Source organism: Kosakonia sp. S42 (assembly GCF_016624785.1).
Lineage (GTDB): Bacteria > Pseudomonadota > Gammaproteobacteria > Enterobacterales > Enterobacteriaceae > Kosakonia > Kosakonia cowanii.
In genome coordinates this window covers 234,774-259,936 of the sequence record NZ_JACVTW010000001.1, presented here as the reverse complement: position 1 = coordinate 259,936, position 25,163 = coordinate 234,774, and the positions used below count along the sequence as shown (strand labels likewise).

The window sequence follows — 25,163 nt, the reverse complement described above, 5'->3', positions numbered from 1 at the left end:
AATGGTGGCGCCGCAAGCGAGCCGGCAGGAAATATTGTCAGGAAGAGAGGGAAAGCGAACGGCTAATTACGCTTTTTTCACTGCCGCCGCGCGGGATGAACGACTCCGGGAAGCGAGCCACAGACCGCTGTTTTTCATGGCATAGCCAAACAGCAATCCTACCGCCAGCGAAGGAACTACCACTCTCCAGTCGCCCTGCCCGGCAAAGGTGGCGCAGGCGCCAATAAAGGTGCCGGGAACAAAAGAGAGCAGCAGGTTTTTGGCCTGCAGACACATCAGAAAAGCCACGATACCGGTCATCAGATAGCCCACAATCTCAAGATGGGGAGCCAGTGCGCTTCCGTACATAATCACCAGCGCCCAGATAACGCCACTCATTACCGTGCAGGCAGAGATCGCCAGCCCCTTCAGCCCATCCTGCGGGCAGGCGAAATAGGCCGTACAGCCGAGAAAACCGGCCCAGCTTAAAAGTCCTGAAGCGACGGCAACCCAGCCCCAGAGCCCGGAGAGGATACCTGTCGTCAATGCGAGTGCGAAGAGTCTGTTCATGGCGCGCATCATAGCAGATTCGCGCCGCTGCAAAGTGACATTCACCACATAAATTTAAACAACGAACTCATCGTTGCAAATTATTTGTGACTCAAATCACTCTTCATTCTCTGACTCTTCCTGAAGCTCTTCCCACATAGCGGCAATCGCATCGCGGGAGAGTTCAGCCAGCGTGCGCCAGAACGGCGTCGTAGCGTGGGCTTCCACTTTGCCAAAGAAGGTGCCGCACCACGGCAGCAGGTACTCCGCAAAGAGGGTTTCCAGCGCTTCGCTCTCATCTTCCGCAGAGTGATCTTCGAGCCATGAAGCGGCCAGCAGGAGCGTACCTATATGATCGGCCGGCGCGGCGCTCAGCGGCATACCGCGGCTGGATAAAAACTCGCGCACCTCCGCTTCGCTCGCCCCTTCAACCCATGCACTGCGCAGCGGCGAGACGCGACACTCATCGCCGACAAACAGCGCGTTGTAATCGGCGGCCAGCGTCTGGGCATCGCAGCTTTTTTGCAGACGCTCCAGCAGCGCATCCTGCTCAAGCGGCCAGCTCTCTGCCAGCTTTCCTTCGCGGATCATCGTGTAGAGCGGCACCAGCAGCGGATCCTGCGGCTGGCGGTAAAAGAGCGAGCCCAACACGCGGCAGAGAATAGAAAATTCGTTCATTCAGTTGTTCCAGTCAGTATTAAAGTTCAGCAAATTCATCAATCGGCGCCATACCGCGTGACTCAAGGAAACTGAGCATGCGGCGCGGTGATACGTTGAGGATGCGATCCTCCGGGAAGCCGACTTCATCCAGCACTTTGCGGCACTCCGTGAAGTCGCCCAGCGTAAAGGCGGTGTGCGAGTCGGAACCGAGCGCCACCCAGCCGCCCGCGTCACGCACGGCAGCGGCAATGGCGCGGCAGTTCGCTTCGCTGCCCTTGCGCGAATGGATAAAGGAGGAGTTGTTAATCTCCAGCGCCACATCATACTTCGCGGCCGCGGCGGCTACCGCCGGAATATCAATCTCAAACTTGGGGTTACCAGGGTGGCTAATGATATGCACATTACCGCTGGCAATGGTGGCGATCATCGCCTCGGTATGGCTGGCTTTATCCTGCGGCGGGAACACCGGCTCATGAAAACCGGCCACGATCAGATCGAGCGCATCAACCATCGGCCCGGTGCAGTCGATTTCGCCCGCGCGGTTTTTAATATTGGCTTCGATACTGCGCAGAATGCCGACGCCGTCGACCAGCCGCGGCCAGATACGCATATTGATAAAGTGCCAGTGGTGAGGGGCATCGGCCATGTCAGGGCCATGATCGGTAATGGCGAAGAGCTTGATGCCTTTGCGTTTCGCTTCGGCAATATAGTCATGCAGCGTGCTGTAAGCGTGGGTGCTGGCGACGGTGTGCATATGCAGGTCAACGGGGTACATGGCTCACTCCTGTAGTCAATTGCGCAAGAATAGCAGCTATTGTTATGCAGTTTAATGAAAACCCGGCACGACCGGGCCTGTCTCAATACCCCCGCGCCCGGTCAACGCGACCGCTTACCGCCTCGCCGCGCTCAAGCTGGCGAAGGGTGTGGCAGATATAATCAATCGCTTCATCGGGACGGGTCACAGCGGCAATATGCGGCGTAATGGCGACGCGCGGGTGCGCCCACAGCGGGTTATTCGCAGGCAGCGGCTCTTCACGAAATACATCCAGCATCGCGCCCTTCACCTTGCCGCTCTCAAGCGCCTGCAAAAGATCCGCTTCCACAAGATGCACGCCGCGCGCGAGGTTAAGCAGATAACCCCCCTCTTCCAGCTGCGCGAGCAAGGAGTGATTGATGATGCCTGCGGTCTCCGGCGTATTAGGCAGCAGGTTGATTAAAACGCGTGTGCCATGCAGAAAATCCCCAAGCTCTTGTGCACCGGCAAAACTGGTGACGCCCGGCAGATCTTTTCGGCTGCGGCTCCAGCAACGCAGCGGGAATCCCCATGTCAGGAGCGCTTCGGCAACTTTTGCACCCAGCACGCCGGCACCAAGAATGCCGACGGTAAAATCCTTGAGTGCATACTCCTCAAGGGGTTGCCACTTCGCCTCGCCTTTTTGCGCATGGTAATCATCGAAACGGCGGAACCAGTGCAGCACCTGGCTTACGGCGTACTCCTGCATCTGTTGCGCCATGCCGGTGTCTTCAAGGCGAAACAGCGGCACCGAGGCGTCGAGCATCTGCGGATGCGCCTTAAGTTGCCCGAGGATCGCATCGACGCCTGCGCCGAGGGCAAACACCGCCTTCAGCTTCCGTCCTGCAAGCATCTCCACGGGCGGATGCCAGACCAGCGCGTAATCAGCGGGGCCATTATCGCCCGGCGTCCAGACACGGATATTGGCATGCGGCAGTGCTTCGCGCAGGGCATTCACCCAAAAGGCGTTATCAAATGAGGGGTGATAAAAGAGGATCTCCATCGGCGCTCCGGTCTTGTTGTGGGTGAGGCATTTTTATGCGGCTGATAAGCATAACAAATATCCTCCCCAGCGCGCGTGTTAAGTGCCAGGGCGAGAAAAAAAGCGTTTTCAGAACGTTTTAGAAGCAGGTTGTTTGAAGTTTGTCTAAACGCACTACTTTATTGCAAAAGAAGATTGACGCGGTTACGGGTTTTCCCTACATTAGCGCCCGTCCCGACGACATCGGGACAACAATGTGGTGAGGTGTCCGAGTGGCTGAAGGAGCACGCCTGGAAAGTGTGTATACGGCAACGTATCGGGGGTTCGAATCCCCCCCTCACCGCCATTATTCAAAGAAGAGCTCGCATGAAAATGCGGGCTTTTTTTTCGCATGTACCTCCGCGCCAGGGGGGATGAGAATCCCCGACCGGGGTTCGACAACGGGCGACAGCCCGTTGGACAGACCATGAGCGCAGCGAGTGGGCTGCCCGAAGGGCGAGCAAAGCGAGTCAATCCCCCCCGGTGCACGCGTCGGCAGCGGAGCCAGTGCCTGATGGCGGCTGCGCCTTATCAGGCCTACGCGCAGATCTCCCCCTTGCATCACCAAACATTTCAAAATGCCAACACCGTGCCATGTCTAAATGCCTGATGGCGGCTGCGCCTTATCAGGCCTACGTGATTGTGCCTTCTCAACCATCAAACCTGCTCTGCTCCGTAGGCCGGATAAGCGTGAGCGCCATCCGGCATTTTTATCCCTGCAAATTTCGGCATTTCTGCCACCAATCCACGCCGTTGCTCACACCTTAAGCGAACAATCATCACGGCTGAAAATCTGCTTGACCGCTTCAGCGCAACTCCCTATAGTAGCGCCCCGTTGCCCTCCTGTATGGCGGGTGACAATACAACGTGGTGAGGTGTCCGAGTGGCTGAAGGAGCACGCCTGGAAAGTGTGTATACGGCAACGTATCGGGGGTTCGAATCCCCCCCTCACCGCCATTATTTGAAGAAGAGCTCGCATGAAAATGCGGGCTTTTTTTTCGCATGTACCTCCGCGCGAGGGGGATGAGAACCCCCGACCGGGGTTCGACAACGGGTGAAACCCGTTGGACAGACCACGAGCACAGCGAGTGGGCTGCCCGCAGGGCGAGCGAAGCGAGTCAATCCCCCCCGGTGCACGCGTCGGCAGCGGAGCCAGTGCCTGATGGCGGCTACGCCTTATCAGGCCTACGCGTCTCGGCCAACTTCCCTGCCCCACAAAAAATAAAACCCGGTTTCCCGGGTTTTAACGCTAACTGTAATTTGCGCACCGCTTAATCGTAGGCTTTCAACGTGCGCTGGCAGAGGGCGGAGCGTACGCAGTCGTCTTTATTAAAGCGCACCACACCAATCATCTCGTCCTCTTCAAAACGTGCCAGCGCATCGCTCAGCCCCGATTTAACACCGGAGGGCAGATCGCACTGGGTGATATCGCCGTTGACAATCACGGTCACGTTTTCCCCGAGGCGCGTCAAAAACATCTTCATTTGCGCAGCGGTGACGTTCTGGGCCTCGTCAAGAATGACCACCGCATTTTCAAACGTACGTCCGCGCATATAGGCGAACGGCGCGATCTCTACCTTGCCTATTTCCGGGCGCAGGCAGTATTGCATAAAGGACGCACCAAGACGTTTCAACAGCACGTCGTAGACGGGCCGGAAATAGGGTGCGAACTTCTCCGAGATATCGCCGGGTAAGAAGCCGAGATCTTCATCAGCTTGCAGGACCGGCCGGGTCACGATAATCCGCTCCACATCCTTATGGATCAGAGCCTCTGCAGCTTTCGCCGCGCTAATCCACGTTTTCCCACAACCCGCTTCGCCAGTGGCGAAAATCAACTGCTTAGTCTCAATCGCATGTAAATAATGCGCCTGAGCCTCATTGCGGGCAGCAATCGGAGAGTTATCACGGCAATCCCGCGCCATGCCAATTGCTTCTACACCACTCATCTGCACAAGCGAGGTGACCGACTCTTCTTCACGCTGTTTATGGCTACGTGAATCACGTCTCAGCACGCGTTTCGCTTCACGACGAGCTTTGATCACTGCTTTCTGTCTTCCCATGGATAGCACCTTGAGTTGTTGGTTTACATCACACGCATCGAAATCGACGCGATTATGCGCACAAACGTCTGAGGGTTGGCTTCCTTGTAAGCCATGGCTTGCCTTTAAAAATGACATGGCGCAACGAACAGCAAAACCGTCTGCCACATCGTCAGAAGGAGTTAAAAAACAGGAGGAGGAGAAATCAGGGGTGAAAAAGTCGTTGCCGGAGGTGTGCTCCCCGGGCCGGGTTTTGCGAGGTCGTTTTGTCTGTCCACTACAGCACTTTACCATCCGCGATCTCCAGAAGACTTCATCACCGCAGGGATAACCAAATGAACTGCTCATCTAAAGCGTAGCATCAATGCAACAATGTTTTTACCAAACATTAACAGCCACACACCCTGCGTCGTTTCACAGAGTCTCTTCGATGAATATTACAGAAATATAACAGATACTTTCTAATACATTAAAATTATGCGTGGATGGCAGAAAAAGTATGTCAAATTGCTACAGATAACAGAATATCCTGCCCGGACGGGCAGGATAGGATCTTCACGCTTCGAGAAGAGACTGGGCAAGATAGCCCTGGGTTGACTTCACGCCGGGTAACGCGAAGAAGAAACCGCCGCCAATCGGCCGGATATACTCCTCCAGCGCTTCGCCATTAAGCCTTTTTTGCACGGTCAGGAAGCCTTTTTCCAGATCGTGCTGGTAACAGACAAACAGCAGGCCCATATCGAGCTGGCCAGCGTTGGTGACGCCGAGGGAGTAGCTGTAGCCCCGGCGCATCATCAGGTTCGCCTGCGTCTCTTTCGTCCGCGGGTTCGCCAGGCGGATATGGCTGTCGAGGGCGATAACCTTGCCCTCGGGATCGCTGGCGTAATCGGGCACATCGTGCTCATGCTGCATGCCGAGCGGCGCGCCGCTCTGTTTATCGCGCCCGAAAATGGTCTGCTGCTCTTTCAGCGGCGTGCGATCCCAGAACTCAACGTGGAACTGGATAATGCGCACCGCCTGATAGCTGCCGCCTACCGCCCATGCTGGCTCGCCCTGAACGCCGGTCACCCAGACAATCTCATCCATCAGCGGCGCATTGCTGCTGTCGGGGTTCGCGGTGCCATCTTTAAAGCCGAGCAGGTTTACCGGCGTCTCTTTCCCGCGGCTGCGCGCGGCATGGTCGGAGATAAACCCTTCCCGCTTCCAGCGCACGCTGAGCAGATCCGGCGTGTGCTTGATCACATCGCGCAAGGCGTGGATCACCGTGTCCTGCGTATTCGCGCAGATTTGCAGTAGCAGATCGCCATGACAAAGCGCGGCATCGAGCGAGTCGTTAGGGAAACGCATCATCTTCTGCAGCTTCTTCGGTTTCTGCGCCGAGAGACCGAAGCGTTCATCAAACAGCGCAGACCCGACAGAGACCGTCATCGTCAGGTTATCCGGCGCGATAAAAGGCCCGAGAATACCGGAATCCATCGGCGGCAGACGCGGGTTTGGTGTCTGTGGCGCCGGGCCGCCCGCCGTCAGGAAGGCAATACGATCGGTGAGCAGGCGAAACAGGCGGATAAGATCGGCTTTATCCGCCGCCAGCACATCAAACGCCACCAGCATCATCGAGGCCTGCTGCGGCGTTAAGATGCCTGCCTGGTGATCGCCGTAAAACGGCTGCTTTTCCATACGTGAATCGGGCGACAATGTTCCCGGCGCACTTTGCGGTTTTGCCGCATGGGCGACCGGACAACCGCCGGCGAGAGCAAGCGCGCCACCCAGCGCGCCCATCCCTTTTAACAACCGACGCCGCGAAGGTTCGCTGACGTCGTTTTCATCATGCTGCTTCATTATTAATCCAGTCCAAGTACGCCGCGCAGCTGCGCCAGATCTTCCGCCAGGGTAGTGATTGGCCCCTTCAGCGCATTACGATCGGCATCGGTCAGCTTGTCATAGGTCTCAAAGCCCGTTTTGGTGCGGTACTTCGCTAAAATGGTATTCACTTTCTTGAAGTTGGCATCCACTTTTGCAAGCAGCGCGCTGTTCTCTTTTTGCAGCTGCGGACGCAACAGATCGACAATCTTCTGTGCGCCTTCGATATTGGCCTGGAAATCCCACAGGTCGGTATGGCTGTAACGATCCTCTTCGCCACTGATTTTGCTCGCTGCCACCTCTTCAATCAGCCCGGCTGCGCCGCCCACTACTTTTGACGGCGGGAAAGCCAGCTCATTGATGCGGGTTTGCAGTTCAAGCACATCGTGATTGAGCTTATCGGCATAGCTCGCCATGCCTTTGACGCTGTTGTCGCCAAACAGCGCCTTCTCAAGGCGGTGGAAACCGGTGAATTTCGGGTCGGCGGCCTTCTGCTCGTAATCATCTTCACGGGCGTCAATGCTGCCATCAAGATCGGAGAAGAGCTCAGCAATCGGCTCAATGCGCTCGTAGTGCTGGCGCGTCGGCGCGTAGAGCGCTTTCGCTTTTTCGATATCGCCCGCTTTCACCGCATCGGTAAAGGCTTTGGTGCCGGAGACCAGCTGCGCGGTTTCGCCAACGACATAGGCTTTATAGCCGGTGATCGCTTCGCCAAGGCTCAGCAGGGCATCGCCTTTCGCCGCGTCAGCCGTCGCTTCACCTTTGACCACTAATTTCCCTTTCGGGTTGGTTAACAGGCCGCAGGTCATCTCATATTCGCCCGGCTGCAGGTTGGCGGTAAGCTTCTGGCTGAAGCCCGGCGCGATGTTTTCGCGCTCTTCAACTACCATCACGCCTTTAAGGATCTCCCACTCCAGCGCTTTCTGGCTGTGGTTGAGGATTACAAACTGCGTTTTGCCGGCGTTGACCGTCAGGTTCATCGGTTCGCACTGCTTATCCGTCACCGTCACTTTAACCTGCGGCACATCCGCTGCCTGTGCCCCGAACGCGCACGCCATCAGCGCGGCGACCCCGAGTTGTACTGCGCTACGTCGAAAAAGAATTGCCATGACCCTTCCCTTTAATAAGTGTGTTGTAACTAAGAATCGTTATAGAGGCTTACGGCGCAGCGCGGGAGGGCTGCGCACCGGCGCGCGGCGGCATGACAAACAGCACCAGCGCCGGGATCAAATAGAGGAAATAGACTGCCACTTCGCTGACGCTTGGCGTCTCCTGGTAACCAAAAATGCCCTCCAGCAGCGTGCCGGTCAGCGAATGGGTGGTCAGCACGTTACTTAAATCAAAGGCCACATCCTGGAAGTGGTTCCACAAGCCCGCTTCGTGGAAAGCGCGGATCGCGCCCGCGGCAAGCCCGGCGGCAACGAAAAGAATAAACAGGCTGGTCCATTTGAAAAACGCGCCGAGATTGAGGCGCACGCCGCCCCAGTAAAGCAGAAAACCGAGCACCACGGCGGTGGCAAGGCCAAGCACGGCACCGAGCGGCGGCCAGATGCCGACATCTTGTTGAAACGCCGCCAGCAGGAAGAAGACCGACTCCAGCCCTTCACGGGCGACGGCGAAGAAGACCATCAGGATCAGCGCCCAGCCGTGGTTATTGCTGCGCGCCAGCGCGGTATCGACGGCCTGCTCCAGCTGCACTTTGACGTTGCGCGACACGCGGCGCATCCAGAACACCATCCAGGTGAGGATCACTACCGCGATCGCCGCGACAATTCCCTCAAACAGCTCCTGCTCTCTTTGCGGGAACTCGCCGGTGGTTTCATTAATGGCGATACCAAGGCCCAGACAGAGCGCGGCGGCGAGAAACACGCCGATCCACATCACGCTGATCCAGCGTCCGCGTTGGGTGCGTTTCAGATAACTGGCGATCAGGCTTACAATCAGCGCCGCTTCCAGGCCTTCACGCAACATAATAAGGAATGGGACAAACATAGAACCGCCTTTGTGTTATGCACCGTCAATGGTTGCAAAGAAAGGTAAATTGCATTGATAGTGATTATCATTACGCCAAGAAGAAACTCAAGCGAAAAATATGTTGAGAATGATAACCGGATGTAACCAGCCAGCAGGCTAACGACTCTCCCCATAACCTTATGCAGAAGCCGTTGAAAAGCAGAAAAAAGTTAGCTGACGAAGCATTATCTTTCTGTTTACCGTCCCTCACGCCTGTGGCTAAATAAACGCCCGTTTCGTTTACCTGGCTACACCCAACTATGCTCAATTTTTTACATTTTCTGCTGGCGCTGGTGGTGATCCTCGCGCTGGCCTGGCTGGTGAGTTTTGACCGCAAGCGCATTCCGTTTCGTTTCATCCTGCAACTGATTGTGATCGAACTGGCGCTGGCCTGGTTCTTTTTACATGCCCAGAGCGGGTTAACGATGATTAAATATGTCTCTGGCTTCTTTGAAGTGCTGCTGAAATTCGCCGCCGAAGGAACCGGTTTTGTCTTTGGCGGCATGAGCGAAAAAGGGCTGGCGTTTATCTTCCTCGGCGTCCTCTGCCCTATCGTCTTTATCTCGGCGCTGATTGGCATTTTGCAGCACTGGCGTATTCTGCCGATCTTTATTCGCCTGATTGGGACACTGCTCTCGAAGCTTAACGGCATGGGTAAGCTGGAGTCCTTCAACGCCGTCAGTTCGCTGATCCTCGGCCAGTCGGAGAACTTTATTGCTTATAAAGGCATTCTGGCGGATCTCTCTTCGCGCCGGATGTTCACCATGGCGGCGACGGCAATGTCGACGGTATCGCTGTCGATTGTCGGTGCCTATATGACGATGCTCGATGCGAAATATGTGGTCGCGGCGCTGCTGCTCAATATGTTCAGCACCTTTATCATCCTGTCGGTGATCAACCCGTCGCGCGGGCAGGAGGAAGCGGAGATCAAGCTGGAGAAGCTGCATGAATCGCAAAGCTTCTTCGAAATGCTCGGTGAATACATCCTTGCCGGTTTTAAAGTGGCGATGATTATTCTGGCGATGCTGATTGGCTTTATTGCGCTGATCAGTGCCGTTAACGCCCTCTTCTCAGCGCTGTTTGGCATCAGCTTCCAGCAGCTGCTTGGCTACGTCTTCTATCCGCTGGCGTGGCTGATTGGCATCCCGCTAAGTGATGCGCTCCCGGCTGGCAGCATTATGGCAACCAAGCTGGTGGCGAATGAGTTTGTGGCGATGATTGAACTGCAAAAGGTCGCGGCGCAGATGAGCCCGCGCGGGCTGGGCATTCTTTCGGTCTTCCTGGTCTCTTTCGCTAACTTTGCCTCCATCGGCATCGTCGCGGGTGCCATCAAGGGGCTGAATGAGCAGCAGGGTAATGCGGTTTCGCGTTTCGGCCTGCGTCTGGTGTATGGCGCGACGCTGGTGAGCCTGCTCTCCGCAGCGTTTGCCGGGGTAGTGCTCTAAGGTGTGATTTCCCTCTCCCGTTGCGGGAGAGGGAGTGTGTCAGAACTGTACGCAGACCGGCTGATCGACGCGCATCACCGACTCCTGGGCGAAACGTGATTTATAGACTCCGCGCAGCTCATCAATCTTTTTATCGCTTTGCGCATCCACAGCGTGGATCAGCATCAGCGCTTTACTCGGCTCCCGCGCCACTTTGCCATTGTTGCCAAGCCACTGGCCGCGCGCATCAAACACCGTTAACCCCTCACGAAAACGCGGCGTCACGTCGCCATCGACAAACTGCTGCCACTCCTCGGCGGTAATCGCTTTACCTGCCGGGCGATTAAGGCCGAAATAGAGCGTCGTTTGCTGCATGCGATCCGCCGGTGCGCACTGTTGCGCCATTGGTTGCGGCTTTTGCGCCGGTGCATTACAGCCCGCCAGCAGACCTGCCACCATCAATGCCATAGCCACTTTTATTGTTTTCATTCCCCTGCCCTCACGGTTTGTTGTTGGAAGATATCAACGCAATCCTTATGATTTGGCAACAAAAAAACCCGCCGCAGCGGGTTTTATTAATAGCAATATTTACTTCGCCTGCGCGCGAACCGGCGGCGCAGAGTGGTAGTGGGCATCCGCCTCGGCGAAACGCTGCTGCATGGCGGCAGACGGCGCTTTACCGATCAGGCTGAAGACCACAATCCCGAGGCTGCCGAAGATGAAGCCAGGGATGATTTCATACAGGCCCAGCCAGCCGAAGTGTTTCCAGACGATAACGGTGACCGCGCCGATAATCATCCCCGCCAGCGCGCCGTTACGCGTCATGCGTGACCACATCACCGAGAGCAGCACCACCGGGCCAAACGCCGCACCGAACCCGGCCCACGCATAGCTTACCAGGCCAAGCACGCGGTTTTCCGGGTTTGCCGCCAGCGCAATCGCCACCAGCGCGACCACCAGCACCATCGCACGGCCAACCCACACCAGCTCTTTCTGGCTGGCGTCTTTACGCAGGAATGCTTTGTAGAAATCTTCCGTAATCGCGCTGGAGCAGACCAGCAGCTGGCAGCTCAGGGTCGACATCACCGCCGCGAGGATTGCAGAGAGCAGGATCCCGGCAATCCATGGGTTAAACAGCAGCTGCGCCAGTTCGATAAAGACGCGCTCGGCGTTCTGGTTTACCGCGCCCGCCAGCGACGGATTGGTATCAAAGTAGGCGATGCCGAAGAAACCGACCGCTACCGCGCCCGCAAGGCAGAGGATCATCCAGGTCATGCTGATGCGACGTGCATGCACAATGGTGTGGTGGGAATCGGCCGCCATAAAGCGCGCCAGAATATGTGGCTGGCCGAAGTAGCCCAGCCCCCAGCCCATCAACGAGACGATGGCGACAAAGTTGAGGCCTTTGAGCATATCGACGTTTTCAATGCTCTTCTGCTTGATCACTTCCAGCGAATCGCCAAAACCACCGACGGAGATAATCACAATCACCGGAGTAAGGATCAGGGCGAAGATCATCAGGCTGGCCTGCACGGTGTCGGTCCAGCTAATCGCAAGGAAACCGCCGATAAAGGTATAAATAATCGTTGCCGCCGCACCGGCCCACAGCGCCGTTTCGTAGCTCATGCCGAAGGTGCTTTCGAACAGACGCGCACCCGCCACAATGCCGGAAGCACAGTAGATGGTGAAGAAGACCAGAATTACCACCGCCGAGATAATGCGCAGCAGACGGCTGTTATCTTCAAACCGCCCGGTGAAGTAATCCGGCAGCGTCAGGGCGTTATTGTTCGCTTCGGTATGAACGCGCAGGCGCCCCGCCACCAGCTTCCAGTTGACCCAGGCACCAACTGTGAGGCCAATCGCAATCCAGCTTTCAGAGATGCCGGAGATAAAGATCGCTCCCGGCAGCCCCATCAGCAGCCAGCCGCTCATATCAGAGGCACCGGCCGATAACGCCGTCACTAATGGGCCGAGACTTCGACCGCCGAGAATATAGTCATCAAAGTTTTTTGTTGATCGCCAGGCAATAAAACCGATCAGGATCATGCCAAAGATATAAATAAGAAAGGTCACCATCATCGGTGTGCTTATTGCCATCAAAATAGTCTCCAGGATCTTCGTCGACAAATGTCTATTTGCCGCTTTTATCCATCGCCGGAACGTAGCGACGGTGCGTATGTATTATTAGAAGCGCCCGTATCCTGCCGGAACCCTCCGTTATTCACAATTGATTTAACACACCATTTACATCGAAGATATGCCTCGGGGAATAGGATTTTGTTATAGGTTGCACTCCATCACATTTTTAAAGGTTGCACCTTTGAAAAGTGTTAGCAACCGCATAAATCCTGGCTTTGCAGCAGATTACATCGTTCCTGTTACCTGTTTAGTTAATTAACAATTCATTCATTTCTCACCTTGCCAGCCAGCTCACAATTAACAAGGTTGCACAAAGTTGCAACATGGTGGATATTTCAGCCTAATGTGCAAAAAACCATATAAACAGGAGCAACGCATGGGCACCACCACCATGGGGGTTAAGCTTGACGACGCCACGCGCGAAAGGATTAAAGCTGCCGCAGCGACTATTGACCGCACGCCGCACTGGTTAATTAAACAAGCGATTTTTAATTTCCTCGAAAAGCTGGAGAGCAGCGAAGGATTACCTGAGCTTGCTGGCGCCCAGGCGCATAGCGTGCAGGAAGAGGAGACCAGCGCGGTAATTGACGAAAGCCCGCAGCCGTTCCTCGATTTTGCCGAGCAGATCCTGCCGCAGTCGGTCTCCCGCGCGGCGATCACCAGCGCCTGGCGTTGGTCGGAAACCGATGCCGTGCCGATGCTGCTTGAGCAGGCGCGTCTGCCGCAGCCGGTGGCCGAGAGTGCCCATAAGCTGGCCTACCAGCTGGCAGAAAAATTGCGTAATCAAAAAACAGCGACCGGCCGCGCGGGCATGGTGCAGAGCCTGCTGCAGGAGTTCTCCCTCTCCTCGCAGGAGGGCGTAGCGCTGATGTGCCTCGCCGAAGCGCTGCTGCGTATTCCTGATAAAGCGACGCGCGATGCGCTGATCCGCGACAAAATCAGTAACGGTAACTGGCAGTCCCATATTGGCCGCAGCGCCTCACTGTTTGTGAACGCTGCCACCTGGGGGCTGCTGTTTACCGGCCGCCTGGTCTCTACCCATAACGAAGCTAATCTCTCCAGTTCGCTGAACCGCATTATCGGCAAGAGCGGCGAGCCGCTGATCCGTAAAGGGGTCGATATGGCGATGCGGCTGATGGGCGAGCAGTTTGTTACCGGCGAGACTATCGCTGAAGCGCTGGCCAACGCCCGTAAGCTGGAAGAGAAAGGGTTCCGTTACTCCTACGATATGCTCGGCGAAGCGGCGCTGACCGCCGCCGATGCGCAGGCCTATATGGTCTCTTACCAGCAGGCGATCCACGCCATTGGTAAAGCCTCGAACGGACGCGGCATCTATGAAGGGCCGGGCATCTCCATCAAGCTCTCCGCCCTGCATCCGCGCTACAGCCGCGCGCAGTACGACCGCGTGATGGACGAACTCTATCCACGTCTGAAATCCTTAACCCTGCTGGCGCGTCAGTACGATATCGGTATCAATATCGATGCTGAAGAGGCCGACCGGCTGGAGATCTCCCTCGACCTGCTGGAAAAACTCTGCTTCGAGCCAGAGCTGGCGGGCTGGAACGGCATCGGCTTTGTAATTCAGGCTTATCAGAAGCGCTGCCCGTTTGTGATTGATTACCTGATTGAACTGGCAACCCGCAGCCGTCGCCGCCTGATGATTCGCCTGGTGAAAGGCGCCTACTGGGACAGCGAAATTAAACGTGCGCAGATGGAAGGCCTTGAGGGCTATCCGGTCTATACCCGCAAGGTCTACACCGATGTTTCCTATCTTGCCTGCGCGAAAAAACTGCTGGCGGTGCCGAACCTGATCTATCCGCAGTTCGCGACCCATAACGCCCACACGCTGGCGGCGATCTACCAGCTGGCCGGGCAGAACTACTATCCCGGCCAGTATGAGTTCCAGTGCCTGCACGGCATGGGTGAGCCGCTCTATGAGCAGGTGGTCGGTAAAGTCGCCGATGGCAAGCTCAACCGTCCGTGCCGTATTTATGCCCCGGTCGGCACCCATGAAACCCTGCTGGCCTACCTGGTGCGCCGTCTGCTGGAAAACGGTGCTAACACCTCGTTTGTTAACCGCATTGCGGATAACACCCTGCCGCTCGATGCGCTGGTCGCCGACCCGGTTACGGAAGTGGAAAAACTCGCCGCCCAGGAGGGCCAGGTTGGCCTGCCGCATCCGAAAATCGCCCTGCCACGCGCGCTCTATGGCGAAGGCCGCATCAACTCGGCTGGTCTCGATCTGGCGAACGAACACCGTCTGGCCTCCCTCTCCTCTGCCCTGCTCAACAGCGCGGCGCAGAAGTGGTATGCCCATCCGATGCTCGAAGAGGCGGTAATGGAGGGCGAAGCGATTGCGGTGATCAACCCGGCAGAGCCGAAAGATGTTGTCGGTTATGTGGTGGAAGCGAGTGAAGCGCAGGTGAACCAGGCGCTGGAGAACGCGGTGAACCATGCGCCAATCTGGTTTGCTACGCCTCCGCAGGAGCGCGGTGCCATCCTGCAGCGCGCCGCGGTGCTGATGGAAGACAACCTGCAGACGCTGATTGGTATTCTGGTGCGCGAAGCGGGCAAAACCTTCAGCAACGCGATTGCGGAAGTGCGTGAAGCGGTCGATTTCCTGCACTACTACGCAGGCCAGGTCAGCAGCGATTTCGATAATGAGACCCATCGCCCGCTTGGGCCGGTGGTCTGTATCAGCCCGTGGAACTTCCCGCTGGCGATCTTTACCGGGCAGATTGCCGCCGCGCTGGCGGCCGGTAACAGCGTGCTGGCAAAACCGGCGGAGCAAACCCCGCTGATTGCCGCTCAGGGTGTGAAGATCCTGCTTGAAGCGGGCGTACCGGCAGGCGTGCTGCAATTGTTGCCAGGCCGCGGTGAGACGGTGGGCGCACAGTTGACCGGCGATGCCCGCGTGCGTGGGGTGATGTTTACCGGCTCGACCGATGTCGCCACGCTCCTGCAACGCAACATCGCTACCCGCCTGGATGCCCAGGGTCGCCCGACGCCGCTTATCGCCGAAACAGGCGGTATGAACGCGATGATTGTCGACTCCTCGGCGCTGACGGAACAGGTGGTGATTGATGTGGTCGCCTCGGCGTTTGATAGCGCCGGCCAGCGCTGCTCGGCGCTGCGCGTGCTCTGCCTGCAGGAGGATATTGCTGACCATACGCTAACCATGCTGCGCGGCGCGATGGCCGAGTGCCGGATGGGTAATCCGGGACGCCTCTCCACCGATATTGGGCCGGTGATTGATGTCGAAGCCAAAGCCAATATCGAAAAACATATTCAGGCGATGCAGGCGAAAGGCCGCACCGTCTACCAGGCAGTGCGTGAAAATAGCGAAGATGCCCGCGAGTGGCGCACCGGCACGTTTGTGCCGCCAACGCTGATTGAACTGGAAAGCTTCGACGAGCTGAAAAAAGAGATCTTCGGCCCGGTGCTGCACGTGGTGCGTTATTCACGTAATCAGCTCGATCAGCTGCTGGAGCAGATTAATGCCTCCGGCTACGGTCTGACGCTGGGTGTTCACACGCGTATTGATGAAACCATCGCTCAGGTCACCGGCAATGCTCACGTGGGTAACCTCTACGTGAACCGTAACATGGTCGGCGCAGTGGTTGGCGTGCAGCCATTTGGCGGCGAAGGGTTGTCGGGCACCGGGCCAAAAGCCGGTGGGCCGCTCTATCTCTATCGCCTGCTGAGCAGCCGCCCGGAGAATGCGGTGCTGAAAACGCTTAACCGTCATGACGCCGAGCGCCCGCTGGATGCGCAGGTAAAAACCGTGCTGACTCAGCCGCTGGCAGCGCTGACCGCATGGGCCGCCACGCAGCGCCCGGAATTACACAAGGTGTGCGAGCAGTTTAGCGAACTGGCGCAGGCGGGTACGCAGCGCCTGCTGCCTGGCCCAACCGGAGAGCGCAACAGCTGGACGCTGGCACCGCGCGATCGCGTATTGTGCGTGGCCGATAACGAGCAGGATGCGCTGGTGCAGCTTGCCGCCGTGCTGGCCTCCGGAAGCCAGGCGCTGTGGCAGGATGACACGCTGCATCGCGATCTGGCTAAGCAACTGCCGGAAACCGTCAGCCAGCGGATCACATTCGCCAAAGCGGAAAGCCTGATGGCGCAGCCGTTTGACGCGGTGATCTTCCACGGCGACTCCGATCAGCTGGTGCATCTGTGCGAAAGCGTTGCAGCACGCGATGGCGCGATCGTCTCCGTTCAGGGCTTTGCGCGGGGTGAAACCAATATCCTGCTCGAACGCCTGTGGCTGGAGCGCTCGCTCAGCGTTAACACCGCAGCGGCCGGTGGCAACGCCAGCCTGATGACGATTGGTTAAGTCGGTGAAATGCCCGATGGCGCTGCGCTTATCGGGCCTACGGTGTGGATTTGAACCGCATTTGTAGGCCGGATAAGGCATCAGCCGCCATCCGGCAGAGCGTCAGGAATGACAGAATCGTTGTAATAAAAAAGCGCCTTACGGCGCTTTTTTTCGTAGCGTTAAACCGACATCACCGCCGGGGTGCACGGCGAGCAATGTCTCTTTCGAATACCCGCTTTCGCTCATCAGGCAGGCGCAGGCGGCATCAAAAATCGCCAGCACCAGCACAATGGAGGTGGTGGCCAACATATTGAGCGGATCGATCTCGCGCTGCACGCCGGTGGAGATCACCAGCCTTGATGCGAGCGCTATCGCCGAGGAGGGGTTTTCCGTCACGCAGAGGATCGGCGTATCTTTCATCGCCAGGCCCGGCAACAGTCGCGTTAACTCCTCCGAGTTGCCGCCGCGCGAGAGCATAATCACCAGATCGTCTGGCCCGACAAAACCGAGATCGCCGTGCGCGGCATCGGTGGCGTTCAGATAGATAGCCGGGCGCTCAACGCAGGCCAGCATATGGGCGATTTTACGCGCCGCAATGCCGGAGGTGCCCACACCGGTAACCACAACCTTTCCCTTGCAGCCGCGCAGTTCAGCCATCAACGCCGCCCAGGTCGCGGGATCAAGATGGCGGCTCAGCGCGGTCATCTCTTCGCTGTAGATGCGCCAGGCATCGCACGCCTGCTGCCAGCTTTCGCTCATGCCTCCTCCTGCATCAACGCGCGGTACTTCATGTGATCCGCGTACATCTCATGGAAGACGGTGTATTTGCGGTCGTAATAGAGCTTGATACGGTTGGTCTGCGGCGTCACGGTTTTACCAATGCGGCTCATCGCCGACATCGCTTCCGGGAAGCTGTCAAACACACCGGCCGCAATGGTGCCCATCATCGCCCCGCCGAGCAGCATCGCTTCGCTCTCCTCCGGCAGCAGCATCGCGCAGCCGGTGGCATTGGCGTGCTCCTGCACAAAGATTGGGTTTTTGGTGCCGCCGCCGCTCGCCATTACCGTATCAATGCTGTAACCGCTTTGATTCATGGTTTCGATAATATGCCGCGTACCGAGGGCGATAGCCTGAATGGTCGCCAGATAGTGCATCGCCATATCTTCCGGCGTGCGCGACAGTTTCAGCCCGCTAATCACGCCGGTCAGCGTCGGGTTAGCACGCGGCGAGCGGTTGCCGTGGAAGTACGGCAGGATATGAATATCGCGGGTCAGAAAGGCGATATTCTCCGGCTCGCCCGCCATTTTACGCAGCAGCGCATTGAGCACTTCATAAATGGTCTGCCCCTGGGTTTTAGCCTGCGCGAGCAGCGTGTCGTAACAGGGGTGAGACTGAATGACGTGGTCGATCAGCGCCCCGGTTGCCGACTGCCCGCCCTCGTTCAGCCAGTAGCCCGGCAACACCGCTGAGTAGTAAGGCCCCCAGACGCCGCCGATAAAGCGCGCCTGCGGTGAAATCGCCATATGCCCGGTGGAGGTGCCGCCAATCAGCGCAACGCGGCGGTCAAAATCCGCCATCTCACCCGACGGACCGCTGGCACCAAGCGTGCCCAGCGTACCGGCGTGAGCGTCGATAATCGATACGCTGACCGCCGTGCCCGGCATCAGCCCCATCTCGGTAGCAGCGCGCTGCGACAGCCCGCGCCCAAGCGGTTCACCCATCGTTTTCACGTAGCGACCAATTTTCTCCGCATCATGTTCGAGCAGATCTTCAAGGCCAATCTGGCGGAAGTAGCTGGTATCCCACTTATCTTCATGGCCCATATAGGTCCATTTACACACCGTCGAGCAGAGCGAACGGGTATCATCACCAGTGGCGCGCCAGGTGAGAAAATCGGGCAGATCGAAGAAGAAGCCCGCGTTCGCCCAGGTGTTCGGCATGTGCTGTTTTAGCCACAGCAGTTTTGGCGTCTGCATCTCCGGGGAGATAATGCCGCCAACATAATCCAGCACCCGGTGATGGGTGGCGTTGATGCGATCCGCCTGCGCAATGGCGCGGTGATCCATCCACACGATAATGTTCTGTTCGCTGCGCCCGGAGGGGCTGATGGTCAGCGGGTTGCCCTGTTTATCCAGCACCACCAGCGAACAGGTGGCGTCGAAGCCCAGCCCTTTGACCTGAATCGGGTTGATATCGGCCTGATTGATGGCATCGCGCACGGCGTTACAGACCGCCTGCCAGATGTTGTCGGAGGATTGCTCGACGAAATCGGCCTGCGGGCGATAGATCTCAATGCTCCTGCTGGCCTGGCTGACCATCCGGCCCGTCAGGTCAAAGATGCCCGCGCGGGCGCTGCCGGTCCCTACATCCACACCAATAAAGTAGCTCGCCATTTTTTTTCTCCCGAAATCAGGCTTTACGATTCTGTAATGCGATAAAGAGGATCAGCACTGCGCCCCAGAGCGCCATCGTCAGATAGCTGCTGATTCCTAATAAATTAAAGCCACTTTCCAGCATCTGCAGCACCACCAGCGCCAGCACCAGCCCGAGCACGCGACCAAAGCCGCCGTCCGGGTTAATGCCGCCGAGCACCGAGGCCAGAATGGTTACCAGAAGATAGGATTCGCCATACCCCGCTTTCGCGGAGTTAAATTTCGCCATCATCAGAATGGCGGCAACCCAGCCGAGCAGCGCGGAGATGACATACACCGCAATCTGCACACGCACGGTGTTGACACCGCTGTAGCGCGTTGCCTGCTCGTTGGAGCCCACCAGGTAGAGGCTGCGCCCGAGCGTGGTGTGCTCCAGCAGCACCCACAGCAATAAGGCCACCACTAAAAAGAGCAGCAGTGCCACCGGAATACCAACAATCGTGGCATTCCCGAGGTACTGGATTGCCGCCGGGAAGCCGGAGATCACCGTGCCGTTAGAGAGCAGGATATTGAGCCCGGAGATAAGCGTCATGGTGCCGAGGGTAGCGAGGATCGGCGAGACGCCTACCCAGGCGACCAGGGTGCCGTTCAGCACGCCAATCGCCACCGCCGTCAGCAGCCCGGCAAACAGGGCTAATGCCAGAAAGAGCGGATTATCCGGGTGCATCACAATCACCGCCGCCATCACCAGTGAACAGGCGTTGGCTCCGGCAATGATCGACAGGTTGATACCGCCGGTGAGCATGGTTATCCCCATGCCGAGCGCCAGCATGCCGAGGATCGGCAACTGCGATCCGATAGACTGGAAGTTAGCGACGCTGAAAAAGCGCCCGCCGAGCAGGAAAGAGAAGATCAGCGCGACGACGACAATAATCACGCACTGCAATCGGATGATGGCATCACCGGGCAGAATTCGGACGATGGATTTCATCTTATAGCTCCCTTGCGAGTTTGCGTTTTTCATGCCACGCGGTGGCGCTGATACTGACCAGAATGATCGCGCCGCTAAAGACCGTGTGCCAGTAAGAGGAGACGCCAAGCAGCGTTAAGCCGTTCTGCAGGAAGGCGAGCAGAATCACCCCCAGCAGCGTACCAATTAAGGTGCCGCGCCCGCCGGACATGCTGGTCCCGCCCAGCACCACTGCCGCCAGCACCGTCAGCTCATAACCAAACAGTGAATTGGGTGCTACCGACTGGGTGATCTGCGCCTGCACCACCGCCGCAACGCCCGCCAGAATGCCCATATAGCCGTAGACATAGAAGTGCAGCTTCAGCAGGTTCAGCCCAAGACGCGACGCCGCATCGCGGTTGCCGCCCATGGCGTAGATCTGTCGTCCCAGACGGGTGTAGTTCATCAGCACGGCGGTAAAAATAATCGTCGCGCCAAGGCAGATAAGCGGCAGGGTTAAGCCGTAGTCATAGCCATCCGCGCCGGTAAAGGTGAACCAGCTAATGCCGTTCATAAACCAGTCCGGGAAGCCATACAGCCAGGTGCCCTTGGTGGCGTAGACCAGCAGGCCGTAAAAGAGGTTCAGGGTGGCAATGGTGATAATGATGGCCGGTACGCGCAGCCAGTAGACGAGGAAGCCGTTGATCAAGCCGAGCAGCAAGCCAACCGCCATCGCTAACGCCAGTGCGAGCACAAAGTTGCCGCCGTGGGCAATAACCCAACTGGCCATCGCATATTGCGCAATCGCCGTCATCGCCGGGAAGGAGATGTCGATACCGCCAGAGATCAGCACCACAAACAGCCCGCAGGCCAGAATGCCAAGGATCGCATAACTGGTCGCGACATCCGTTAAATTGCCGAGGGTGAAAAACTCATCGGTACGGATCGTCAGACCGACCGCCAGCGCAACCACCAGCACGCCAAGCCAGAACTCATGTTGCCCAATCAAGCGGGCGAGCGAGTTACGCATTGACCACCTCCGCGATCTCCTCTTCGCTACAGCGGTGCGGATTGAACTCCGCTACCAGTTCACCCCGGCGCATCACCAGCACGCGGTGGCTGTTGTAATAGGCTTCCGGGATTTCATCACAAATCATCAATACGGCCATTCCCTGCTCTGCCAGCTGGCGGGCGATCTGATAGATGCCCTCTTTGTTAGCAATATCAACACCAACCGTTGGCGAGTCGAGGATCAGGATCCGCGGCTGCGTGGCGACCCATTTCGCGATAGCAATACGCTGGGCATTGCCGCCGGAGAGAGTTTTCACCGGCAGCTGCGGGTCGGAGACTTTGATATTCAGGTTACCGATAAGATCCTTTACCAGCTGCCCGGCTTTGGCGTGATCGAGCAAGCCGCTGCGGGTGTGGAGCTTGTCGAAGACGGTGACAATGGTGTTGTCATAGATCGACTGCTCCATAATCAGCCCCTGGGTTAAGCGATCTTCCGAGACATAGCCGATGCCGTGGCGAATGGCGTCGTGGTTATTGCGCATTTTTACCGGCTTATCATTGATGCGGATCTCGCCATCTTCAGGCCGGGTCATGCCAAACAGGCTCATGCAGAGTTCGGTGCGCCCGGAGCCCAGCAGCCCGACAATCGAGACGATCTCGCCGCTGCGCAACGACAGATTGATATCGCGGTATTTTCCTTTACGGCTTAAGTGACGCAGCTCCAGCATCGGTGGCTGGTCGACCGGTGGTTTTTCCGGCAGCGGGCTGTAGTGGAAACGCTGCCCGGTCATCAGATAGGCCAGTTCGTGGCTATCGAGCTCGCTGGCGGGCCAGGTGCCGACCAGCTTGCCGTCGCGCATCACGCTGATGCGATCCGCTACTTCCATCACCTCATCGAGGCGGTGGCTGACAAACACGACGCAGATACCGGCGGCTTTCAGTTCATTGACTACGCGCAGCAGCCCATTCACTTCCTGACGGGTTAACGATGCGGTCGGCTCATCCATGATCACCAGCCGGGCTTCGGCGGCAATCGCGCGGCAGATCGCCACCAGCTGGCGGTCGGCGATGGAGAGTTTTTCGACCTTTTTATCCGGGTCGAGGCGCACGCCAATGCGTGCCATCGCGGCCAGCGCCTGTTTGCGCATCGCGCCGCGGCGCACCCAGATGTCGCCACCGGGCAGATAGCGATGGAGGGCGATATTTTCCGCCACGCTGAAATTGGGGAATAACGAGAGATCCTGATAGATCACCTGAATGCCGTAATGGGCGGAGAGCTGCGGCGACAGCTGATGAAAGAGCTTGCCATCCAGCTCAATGCTGCCGCCTTTTTCCGGGTGATAGACGCCGGAAATCACTTTGATAATGGTGCTTTTCCCGCAGCCGTTTTGCCCTGCCAGGCAGTGAACTTCGCCTTTTTTGAGGGTTAAATTCACCTTATCCAGCGCCAGCACGCCCGGGAATTGCTTGCTGATATTCTCAAGAGTGATAAATGCGGTGGGGTCGGTCATCGACAATACCTCTGCCAGCGCCCGTGAAGGACGCGAGGATGAAATCTGCGGCGGAAGAGCCGGCCTGAAAGGCCGGCGTTCCGGTTCCCTGGTGTGGCCTGTGAGGCTCAGAAACCGAGTGTTTTAGCGTTTTCTTTTGTCACTTCGAGGATCTTATTAAAGCGGATCACTTTCTTATTCATATCAACATCGGCTTTGCCCAGCCCCTCGATGGAGAGATCGGACGTCACTTCTTTTCCTTGTAGCAGCTGGTCGGCGACGGTCACCAGTGCGTAACCGGCATCACGCGGGTCCCACAGCAGTGCTTTTTTGATGTCGCCGCGCATCAGATAAGGTGCAGCCTGCGCTGGCATCGCGATGCCAACAACCGCCAGTTTATCTTTCGCGCGTTTCTTCTGAACGGCCTGCCCTGCGCCAATAGGCCCAAGCGATCCGAAACCAATTACCCCTTTCAGATCCGGGTAGGTTTTCATCAGGTCAAGGGTGGTGGCATAGGATTTATCAATGCTCTCTGCCACCGGCAAACGCGAGGTGACTTCAAACATATCCGGGTACTTCTCTTTCTGGTATTTGATGGCGTAATCAGCCCAGGCGTTGTGCAGCGGCACGGTCAGCGAGCCGACGTAAATGGCGTAACCGCCCTTACCGCCCATATCTTTTGCCAGCTCATCGACGTTAGCCTGCGCATATTTTTCGCTGTCGATGGTTTCAATATCCCACTGCCCGATCTGCTGGTCCGGGGATTCATGAGTCAGTACTACAATGCCTTTGTCGCGCGCTTTTTTCAGCACCGGCTCCAGCACCTTCGCGTCGTTTGGCACCACGATAATGGCGTTAACGTTTTTCGCGATTAGATCTTCGATCACTTTCACCTGCTGCGCCGGATCGGGTGTGGAAGGCCCGGTCTGGTAAGCATTAACATCCAGTTTTTTTGCCGCTTCGTTGACGCCGGTCTCCATGCGGTTAAACCACGGGATCCCGGTTACTTTGGCTACAACGGCAATCTCATACTTCTGAGCGGCAAAAGCCTGCCCCGAGAGCATGCTGGCAGAAATCATCGCTGCGCTAATCAGGGCGAGTTTGAATTTCATGGTTGTACCTTTCTTAAGGGAAAGTCGCGGAGAGAGATTAACAATGAAGGGAAGAGGTAAAACAGCGAAAATGCGATAAATGTGATGCATGCCCAAAAATGTTAATTTAAAGAAAATAATTAGTTAAATTAAAGTTAAAAGAAGAAATATCTACTCACGATTACGCGTGCTAGTTGTTAAATAACGATAAAATTTTAACTTAAAATTAACACCCAGTTAACTAAAGCCTCTTTAAGAGGTTTTTTTGCGCCTGCTTCTGCCCCGTTTCGCCAGCAGAAAAATATCAGTTTTGTGAGCTGAAACGAATAGAGCAATCCGTTCATCAGGATGGGTAATGGCGAAGTGACATTTTTTAAGGGCTATGTTAATAAATTCGCTGAATGAATGTGATCAGGGAGGGAATAGAATGAAACGATCTTTGTTGATGCTGACCGCGTTGCTGCTCAGCCAACCGCTCTACGCTGATGAGTGCGATGACGCCTCCACTCAGACGGCGCTCAATATGTGTACCGCTGCGCAATATGAAGCCGCAGATAAGAAGCTCAACCAGACTTATCAGGAGGCGCTAAAGCGTTCTTCGCCCCAGCAGGCTGAGATGTTGAAAAAAGCGGAGAAAAGCTGGATAGCCGTACGTGACAATGACTGCGCGTTTGTGGGCTCCGGCACCGAAGGCAGCAGCGGCCAACCGATGGTATTGAACCAGTGCCTGGCGGATAAAACCAGTGAACGCGAAGCGTGGCTCGCCTCGCTGTTGCAGTGTGAAGAGGGCGATATGAGCTGCCCGCTCCCGCCCGCCAATTAACGCACGCGGATGCCTTCAATAATCATGCGCTGAACGTTGTCGACAGTACGCTGAAAAAAGGCTTCATCCTGTAGGGTCGCGCCAGTGACCGCTTCCACCTGGGTAGCGAAATCAGCGTAGTGCTGCGTGGCGGCCCAGATCATAAAGATCAGATGGTGTGGATCGACGGCGGCGAGCTTACCGCTGGCGATCCAGCCGGCAATAATCGCTGACTTCTCCTCCACCAGCGTTTTCAAATCGCCGGTCAGCTCCGCTTTCAGCAGCGGCGCGCCCTGCAACATTTCATGGCAGAAAAGACGGGATGCCTGCGGATGATCGCGCGAAACCTCCAGCTTCAGGCGAATGTACTCTTTGATCGCCGCAAGCGGCTGTAAGTCGGAACGAAACGCACGGAGCGGGGCCAGCCAGACATCGAGCAGTTGACGTAGCACGGCGATATATAGCGCCTCTTTTGACGGGAAATAGTAGAGGAGATTGGTTTTCGAGACGCCAGCCTGCTCGGCCACCTGCTCGACACGCGCACCGTGAAAGCCGAGACGGGAGAAAACCTCCAGCGCGGCGCTGAGAATAGCCTGCCTTTTCTCGCTGACTGCCCGCGTACGTTTACCCATTTCCTTTGCCATACCCAC

20 protein-coding genes and 2 tRNA genes are annotated in these 25,163 nt (G+C 57.0%); 5 read left to right on the top strand and 17 right to left on the bottom strand.

Annotated features, from left to right (window positions below; genetic code table 11):
- Positions 1-66: 66 nt before the first annotated feature.
- The 4 genes from IAE50_RS01130 to ghrA form a co-directional block, all read right to left on the bottom strand.
- Complete coding sequence (locus tag IAE50_RS01130; RefSeq protein WP_225975764.1) at positions 67-558, bottom strand: DUF1097 domain-containing protein; 492 nt, start codon at positions 556-558, stop codon at positions 67-69.
- An 87-nt stretch (positions 559-645) separates the two neighbouring features.
- On the bottom strand, positions 646-1,206 hold the full coding sequence (locus tag IAE50_RS01125; protein WP_200135523.1) for a molecular chaperone: 561 nt from the start codon (positions 1,204-1,206) through the stop codon (positions 646-648).
- Between the two features lie 19 nt (positions 1,207-1,225).
- Positions 1,226-1,963 (bottom strand): phosphatase, encoded by a 738-nt coding sequence (locus tag IAE50_RS01120; RefSeq protein ID WP_200579340.1) that lies wholly within the window; start codon positions 1,961-1,963, stop codon positions 1,226-1,228.
- Between the two features lie 82 nt (positions 1,964-2,045).
- On the bottom strand, positions 2,046-2,984 hold the full coding sequence (ghrA, locus tag IAE50_RS01115) for a glyoxylate/hydroxypyruvate reductase GhrA (protein ID WP_200579339.1): 939 nt from the start codon (positions 2,982-2,984) through the stop codon (positions 2,046-2,048).
- A 237-nt stretch (positions 2,985-3,221) separates the two neighbouring features.
- Between ghrA and IAE50_RS01110 the strand changes: the two genes are divergently transcribed.
- A tRNA-Ser gene (locus IAE50_RS01110) sits at positions 3,222-3,309 on the top strand.
- Positions 3,310-3,871: 562 nt separating this feature from the next.
- Positions 3,872-3,959: transfer RNA gene (locus IAE50_RS01105), tRNA-Ser, on the top strand.
- Between the two features lie 314 nt (positions 3,960-4,273).
- Here IAE50_RS01105 and phoH read toward each other — a convergent pair.
- The 4 genes from phoH to efeU all read right to left on the bottom strand — a co-directional run bounded on the left by phoH (position 4,274) and on the right by efeU (position 8,893).
- Complete coding sequence (phoH, locus tag IAE50_RS01100) at positions 4,274-5,062, bottom strand: phosphate starvation-inducible protein PhoH (RefSeq protein WP_023481530.1); 789 nt, start codon at positions 5,060-5,062, stop codon at positions 4,274-4,276.
- A gap of 534 nt (positions 5,063-5,596) precedes the next feature.
- Positions 5,597-6,880, bottom strand: a complete 1,284-nt coding sequence (gene efeB / locus IAE50_RS01095) for an iron uptake transporter deferrochelatase/peroxidase subunit (RefSeq protein ID WP_200579338.1) — start codon at positions 6,878-6,880, stop codon at positions 5,597-5,599.
- Between the two features lie 2 nt (positions 6,881-6,882).
- A complete protein-coding gene (gene efeO, locus IAE50_RS01090) occupies positions 6,883-8,010 on the bottom strand; it encodes an iron uptake system protein EfeO (RefSeq protein ID WP_200579337.1) in 1,128 nt (375 codons plus the stop codon).
- 49 nt (positions 8,011-8,059) lie between these two features.
- Positions 8,060-8,893 carry an iron uptake transporter permease EfeU gene (gene efeU / locus IAE50_RS01085; protein ID WP_042713521.1) on the bottom strand — a complete coding sequence of 278 codons (834 nt, stop codon included), beginning with the start codon at positions 8,891-8,893 and terminating at the stop codon, positions 8,060-8,062.
- A gap of 281 nt (positions 8,894-9,174) precedes the next feature.
- Here efeU and IAE50_RS01080 point away from each other — a divergent pair, with 281 nt between their 5' ends.
- Positions 9,175-10,359: a NupC/NupG family nucleoside CNT transporter gene (locus IAE50_RS01080; protein WP_200579336.1), complete on the top strand. Its 1,185-nt coding sequence runs from the start codon at positions 9,175-9,177 to the stop codon at positions 10,357-10,359.
- A 39-nt stretch (positions 10,360-10,398) separates the two neighbouring features.
- On the opposite strand, the gene IAE50_RS01075 is transcribed toward IAE50_RS01080, so the two are convergent.
- Both IAE50_RS01075 and putP read right to left on the bottom strand, forming a co-directional pair.
- Positions 10,399-10,827 (bottom strand): DUF3574 domain-containing protein, encoded by a 429-nt coding sequence (locus tag IAE50_RS01075; RefSeq protein ID WP_042713518.1) that lies wholly within the window; start codon positions 10,825-10,827, stop codon positions 10,399-10,401.
- A 99-nt stretch (positions 10,828-10,926) separates the two neighbouring features.
- The gene (gene putP, locus IAE50_RS01070; RefSeq protein WP_094420265.1) at positions 10,927-12,435 is read right to left on the bottom strand and encodes a sodium/proline symporter PutP; all 1,509 of its coding nucleotides are present in this window, start codon (positions 12,433-12,435) and stop codon (positions 10,927-10,929) included.
- Between the two features lie 418 nt (positions 12,436-12,853).
- Between putP and putA the strand changes: the two genes are divergently transcribed.
- Positions 12,854-16,816: a trifunctional transcriptional regulator/proline dehydrogenase/L-glutamate gamma-semialdehyde dehydrogenase gene (gene putA / locus IAE50_RS01065; RefSeq protein ID WP_200579335.1), complete on the top strand. Its 3,963-nt coding sequence runs from the start codon at positions 12,854-12,856 to the stop codon at positions 16,814-16,816.
- Between the two features lie 138 nt (positions 16,817-16,954).
- Here putA and IAE50_RS01060 read toward each other — a convergent pair whose 3' ends face one another.
- From IAE50_RS01060 to IAE50_RS01035, 6 genes are all read right to left on the bottom strand, one after another.
- Complete coding sequence (locus IAE50_RS01060) at positions 16,955-17,503, bottom strand: SIS domain-containing protein (protein ID WP_375286297.1); 549 nt, start codon at positions 17,501-17,503, stop codon at positions 16,955-16,957.
- 50 nt (positions 17,504-17,553) lie between these two features.
- Positions 17,554-19,191: an FGGY-family carbohydrate kinase gene (locus IAE50_RS01055; protein WP_200579333.1), complete on the bottom strand. Its 1,638-nt coding sequence runs from the start codon at positions 19,189-19,191 to the stop codon at positions 17,554-17,556.
- 16 nt (positions 19,192-19,207) lie between these two features.
- Positions 19,208-20,161: an ABC transporter permease gene (locus IAE50_RS01050; RefSeq protein WP_023481569.1), complete on the bottom strand. Its 954-nt coding sequence runs from the start codon at positions 20,159-20,161 to the stop codon at positions 19,208-19,210.
- Position 20,162: 1 nt separating this feature from the next.
- Positions 20,163-21,149 carry an ABC transporter permease gene (locus IAE50_RS01045; RefSeq protein ID WP_023481635.1) on the bottom strand — a complete coding sequence of 329 codons (987 nt, stop codon included), beginning with the start codon at positions 21,147-21,149 and terminating at the stop codon, positions 20,163-20,165.
- On the bottom strand, positions 21,142-22,641 hold the full coding sequence (locus IAE50_RS01040; RefSeq protein WP_042713500.1) for a sugar ABC transporter ATP-binding protein: 1,500 nt from the start codon (positions 22,639-22,641) through the stop codon (positions 21,142-21,144). Before IAE50_RS01040 ends, IAE50_RS01045 begins: the two co-directional genes overlap by 8 nt.
- 107 nt (positions 22,642-22,748) lie before the next feature.
- Positions 22,749-23,732: an autoinducer 2 ABC transporter substrate-binding protein gene (locus IAE50_RS01035; protein WP_023481662.1), complete on the bottom strand. Its 984-nt coding sequence runs from the start codon at positions 23,730-23,732 to the stop codon at positions 22,749-22,751.
- Positions 23,733-24,138: 406 nt separating this feature from the next.
- Between IAE50_RS01035 and IAE50_RS01030 the strand changes: the two genes are divergently transcribed.
- Positions 24,139-24,534 carry a lysozyme inhibitor LprI family protein gene (locus IAE50_RS01030; RefSeq protein WP_200133943.1) on the top strand — a complete coding sequence of 132 codons (396 nt, stop codon included), beginning with the start codon at positions 24,139-24,141 and terminating at the stop codon, positions 24,532-24,534.
- Here the strand turns inward: IAE50_RS01030 and rutR are convergent.
- On the bottom strand, positions 24,531-25,157 hold the full coding sequence (rutR, locus tag IAE50_RS01025) for an HTH-type transcriptional regulator RutR (protein WP_200579332.1): 627 nt from the start codon (positions 25,155-25,157) through the stop codon (positions 24,531-24,533). The genes IAE50_RS01030 and rutR overlap by 4 nt on opposite strands.
- Positions 25,158-25,163: the final 6 nt, after the last annotated feature.

Bases quoted from the DNA above. Each gene is read 5' to 3' on its own strand.
- ghrA (WP_200579339.1), bottom strand. From the start codon at position 2,984: ATGGAGATCCTCTTTTATCACCCCTCATTTGATAACGCCTTTTGGGTG.
- IAE50_RS01060 (WP_375286297.1), bottom strand. From the start codon at position 17,503: ATGACCGCGCTGAGCCGCCATCTTGATCCCGCGACCTGGGCGGCGTTG.
- IAE50_RS01075 (WP_042713518.1), bottom strand. From the start codon at position 10,827: ATGAAAACAATAAAAGTGGCTATGGCATTGATGGTGGCAGGTCTGCTG.
- efeB (WP_200579338.1), bottom strand. From the start codon at position 6,880: ATGAAGCAGCATGATGAAAACGACGTCAGCGAACCTTCGCGGCGTCGG.
- IAE50_RS01050 (WP_023481569.1), bottom strand. From the start codon at position 20,161: ATGAAATCCATCGTCCGAATTCTGCCCGGTGATGCCATCATCCGATTG.
- efeU (WP_042713521.1), bottom strand. From the start codon at position 8,893: ATGTTTGTCCCATTCCTTATTATGTTGCGTGAAGGCCTGGAAGCGGCG.
- IAE50_RS01080 (WP_200579336.1), top strand. From the start codon at position 9,175: ATGCTCAATTTTTTACATTTTCTGCTGGCGCTGGTGGTGATCCTCGCG.
- IAE50_RS01035 (WP_023481662.1), bottom strand. From the start codon at position 23,732: ATGAAATTCAAACTCGCCCTGATTAGCGCAGCGATGATTTCTGCCAGC.
- IAE50_RS01055 (WP_200579333.1), bottom strand. From the start codon at position 19,191: ATGGCGAGCTACTTTATTGGTGTGGATGTAGGGACCGGCAGCGCCCGC.
- putA (WP_200579335.1), top strand. From the start codon at position 12,854: ATGGGCACCACCACCATGGGGGTTAAGCTTGACGACGCCACGCGCGAA.
- efeO (WP_200579337.1), bottom strand. From the start codon at position 8,010: ATGGCAATTCTTTTTCGACGTAGCGCAGTACAACTCGGGGTCGCCGCG.
- IAE50_RS01130 (WP_225975764.1), bottom strand. From the start codon at position 558: ATGCGCGCCATGAACAGACTCTTCGCACTCGCATTGACGACAGGTATC.
- IAE50_RS01040 (WP_042713500.1), bottom strand. From the start codon at position 22,641: ATGACCGACCCCACCGCATTTATCACTCTTGAGAATATCAGCAAGCAA.
- IAE50_RS01045 (WP_023481635.1), bottom strand. From the start codon at position 21,149: ATGCGTAACTCGCTCGCCCGCTTGATTGGGCAACATGAGTTCTGGCTT.
- rutR (WP_200579332.1), bottom strand. From the start codon at position 25,157: ATGGCAAAGGAAATGGGTAAACGTACGCGGGCAGTCAGCGAGAAAAGG.
- phoH (WP_023481530.1), bottom strand. From the start codon at position 5,062: ATGGGAAGACAGAAAGCAGTGATCAAAGCTCGTCGTGAAGCGAAACGC.
- IAE50_RS01125 (WP_200135523.1), bottom strand. From the start codon at position 1,206: ATGAACGAATTTTCTATTCTCTGCCGCGTGTTGGGCTCGCTCTTTTAC.
- IAE50_RS01120 (WP_200579340.1), bottom strand. From the start codon at position 1,963: ATGTACCCCGTTGACCTGCATATGCACACCGTCGCCAGCACCCACGCT.
- putP (WP_094420265.1), bottom strand. From the start codon at position 12,435: ATGGCAATAAGCACACCGATGATGGTGACCTTTCTTATTTATATCTTT.
- IAE50_RS01030 (WP_200133943.1), top strand. From the start codon at position 24,139: ATGAAACGATCTTTGTTGATGCTGACCGCGTTGCTGCTCAGCCAACCG.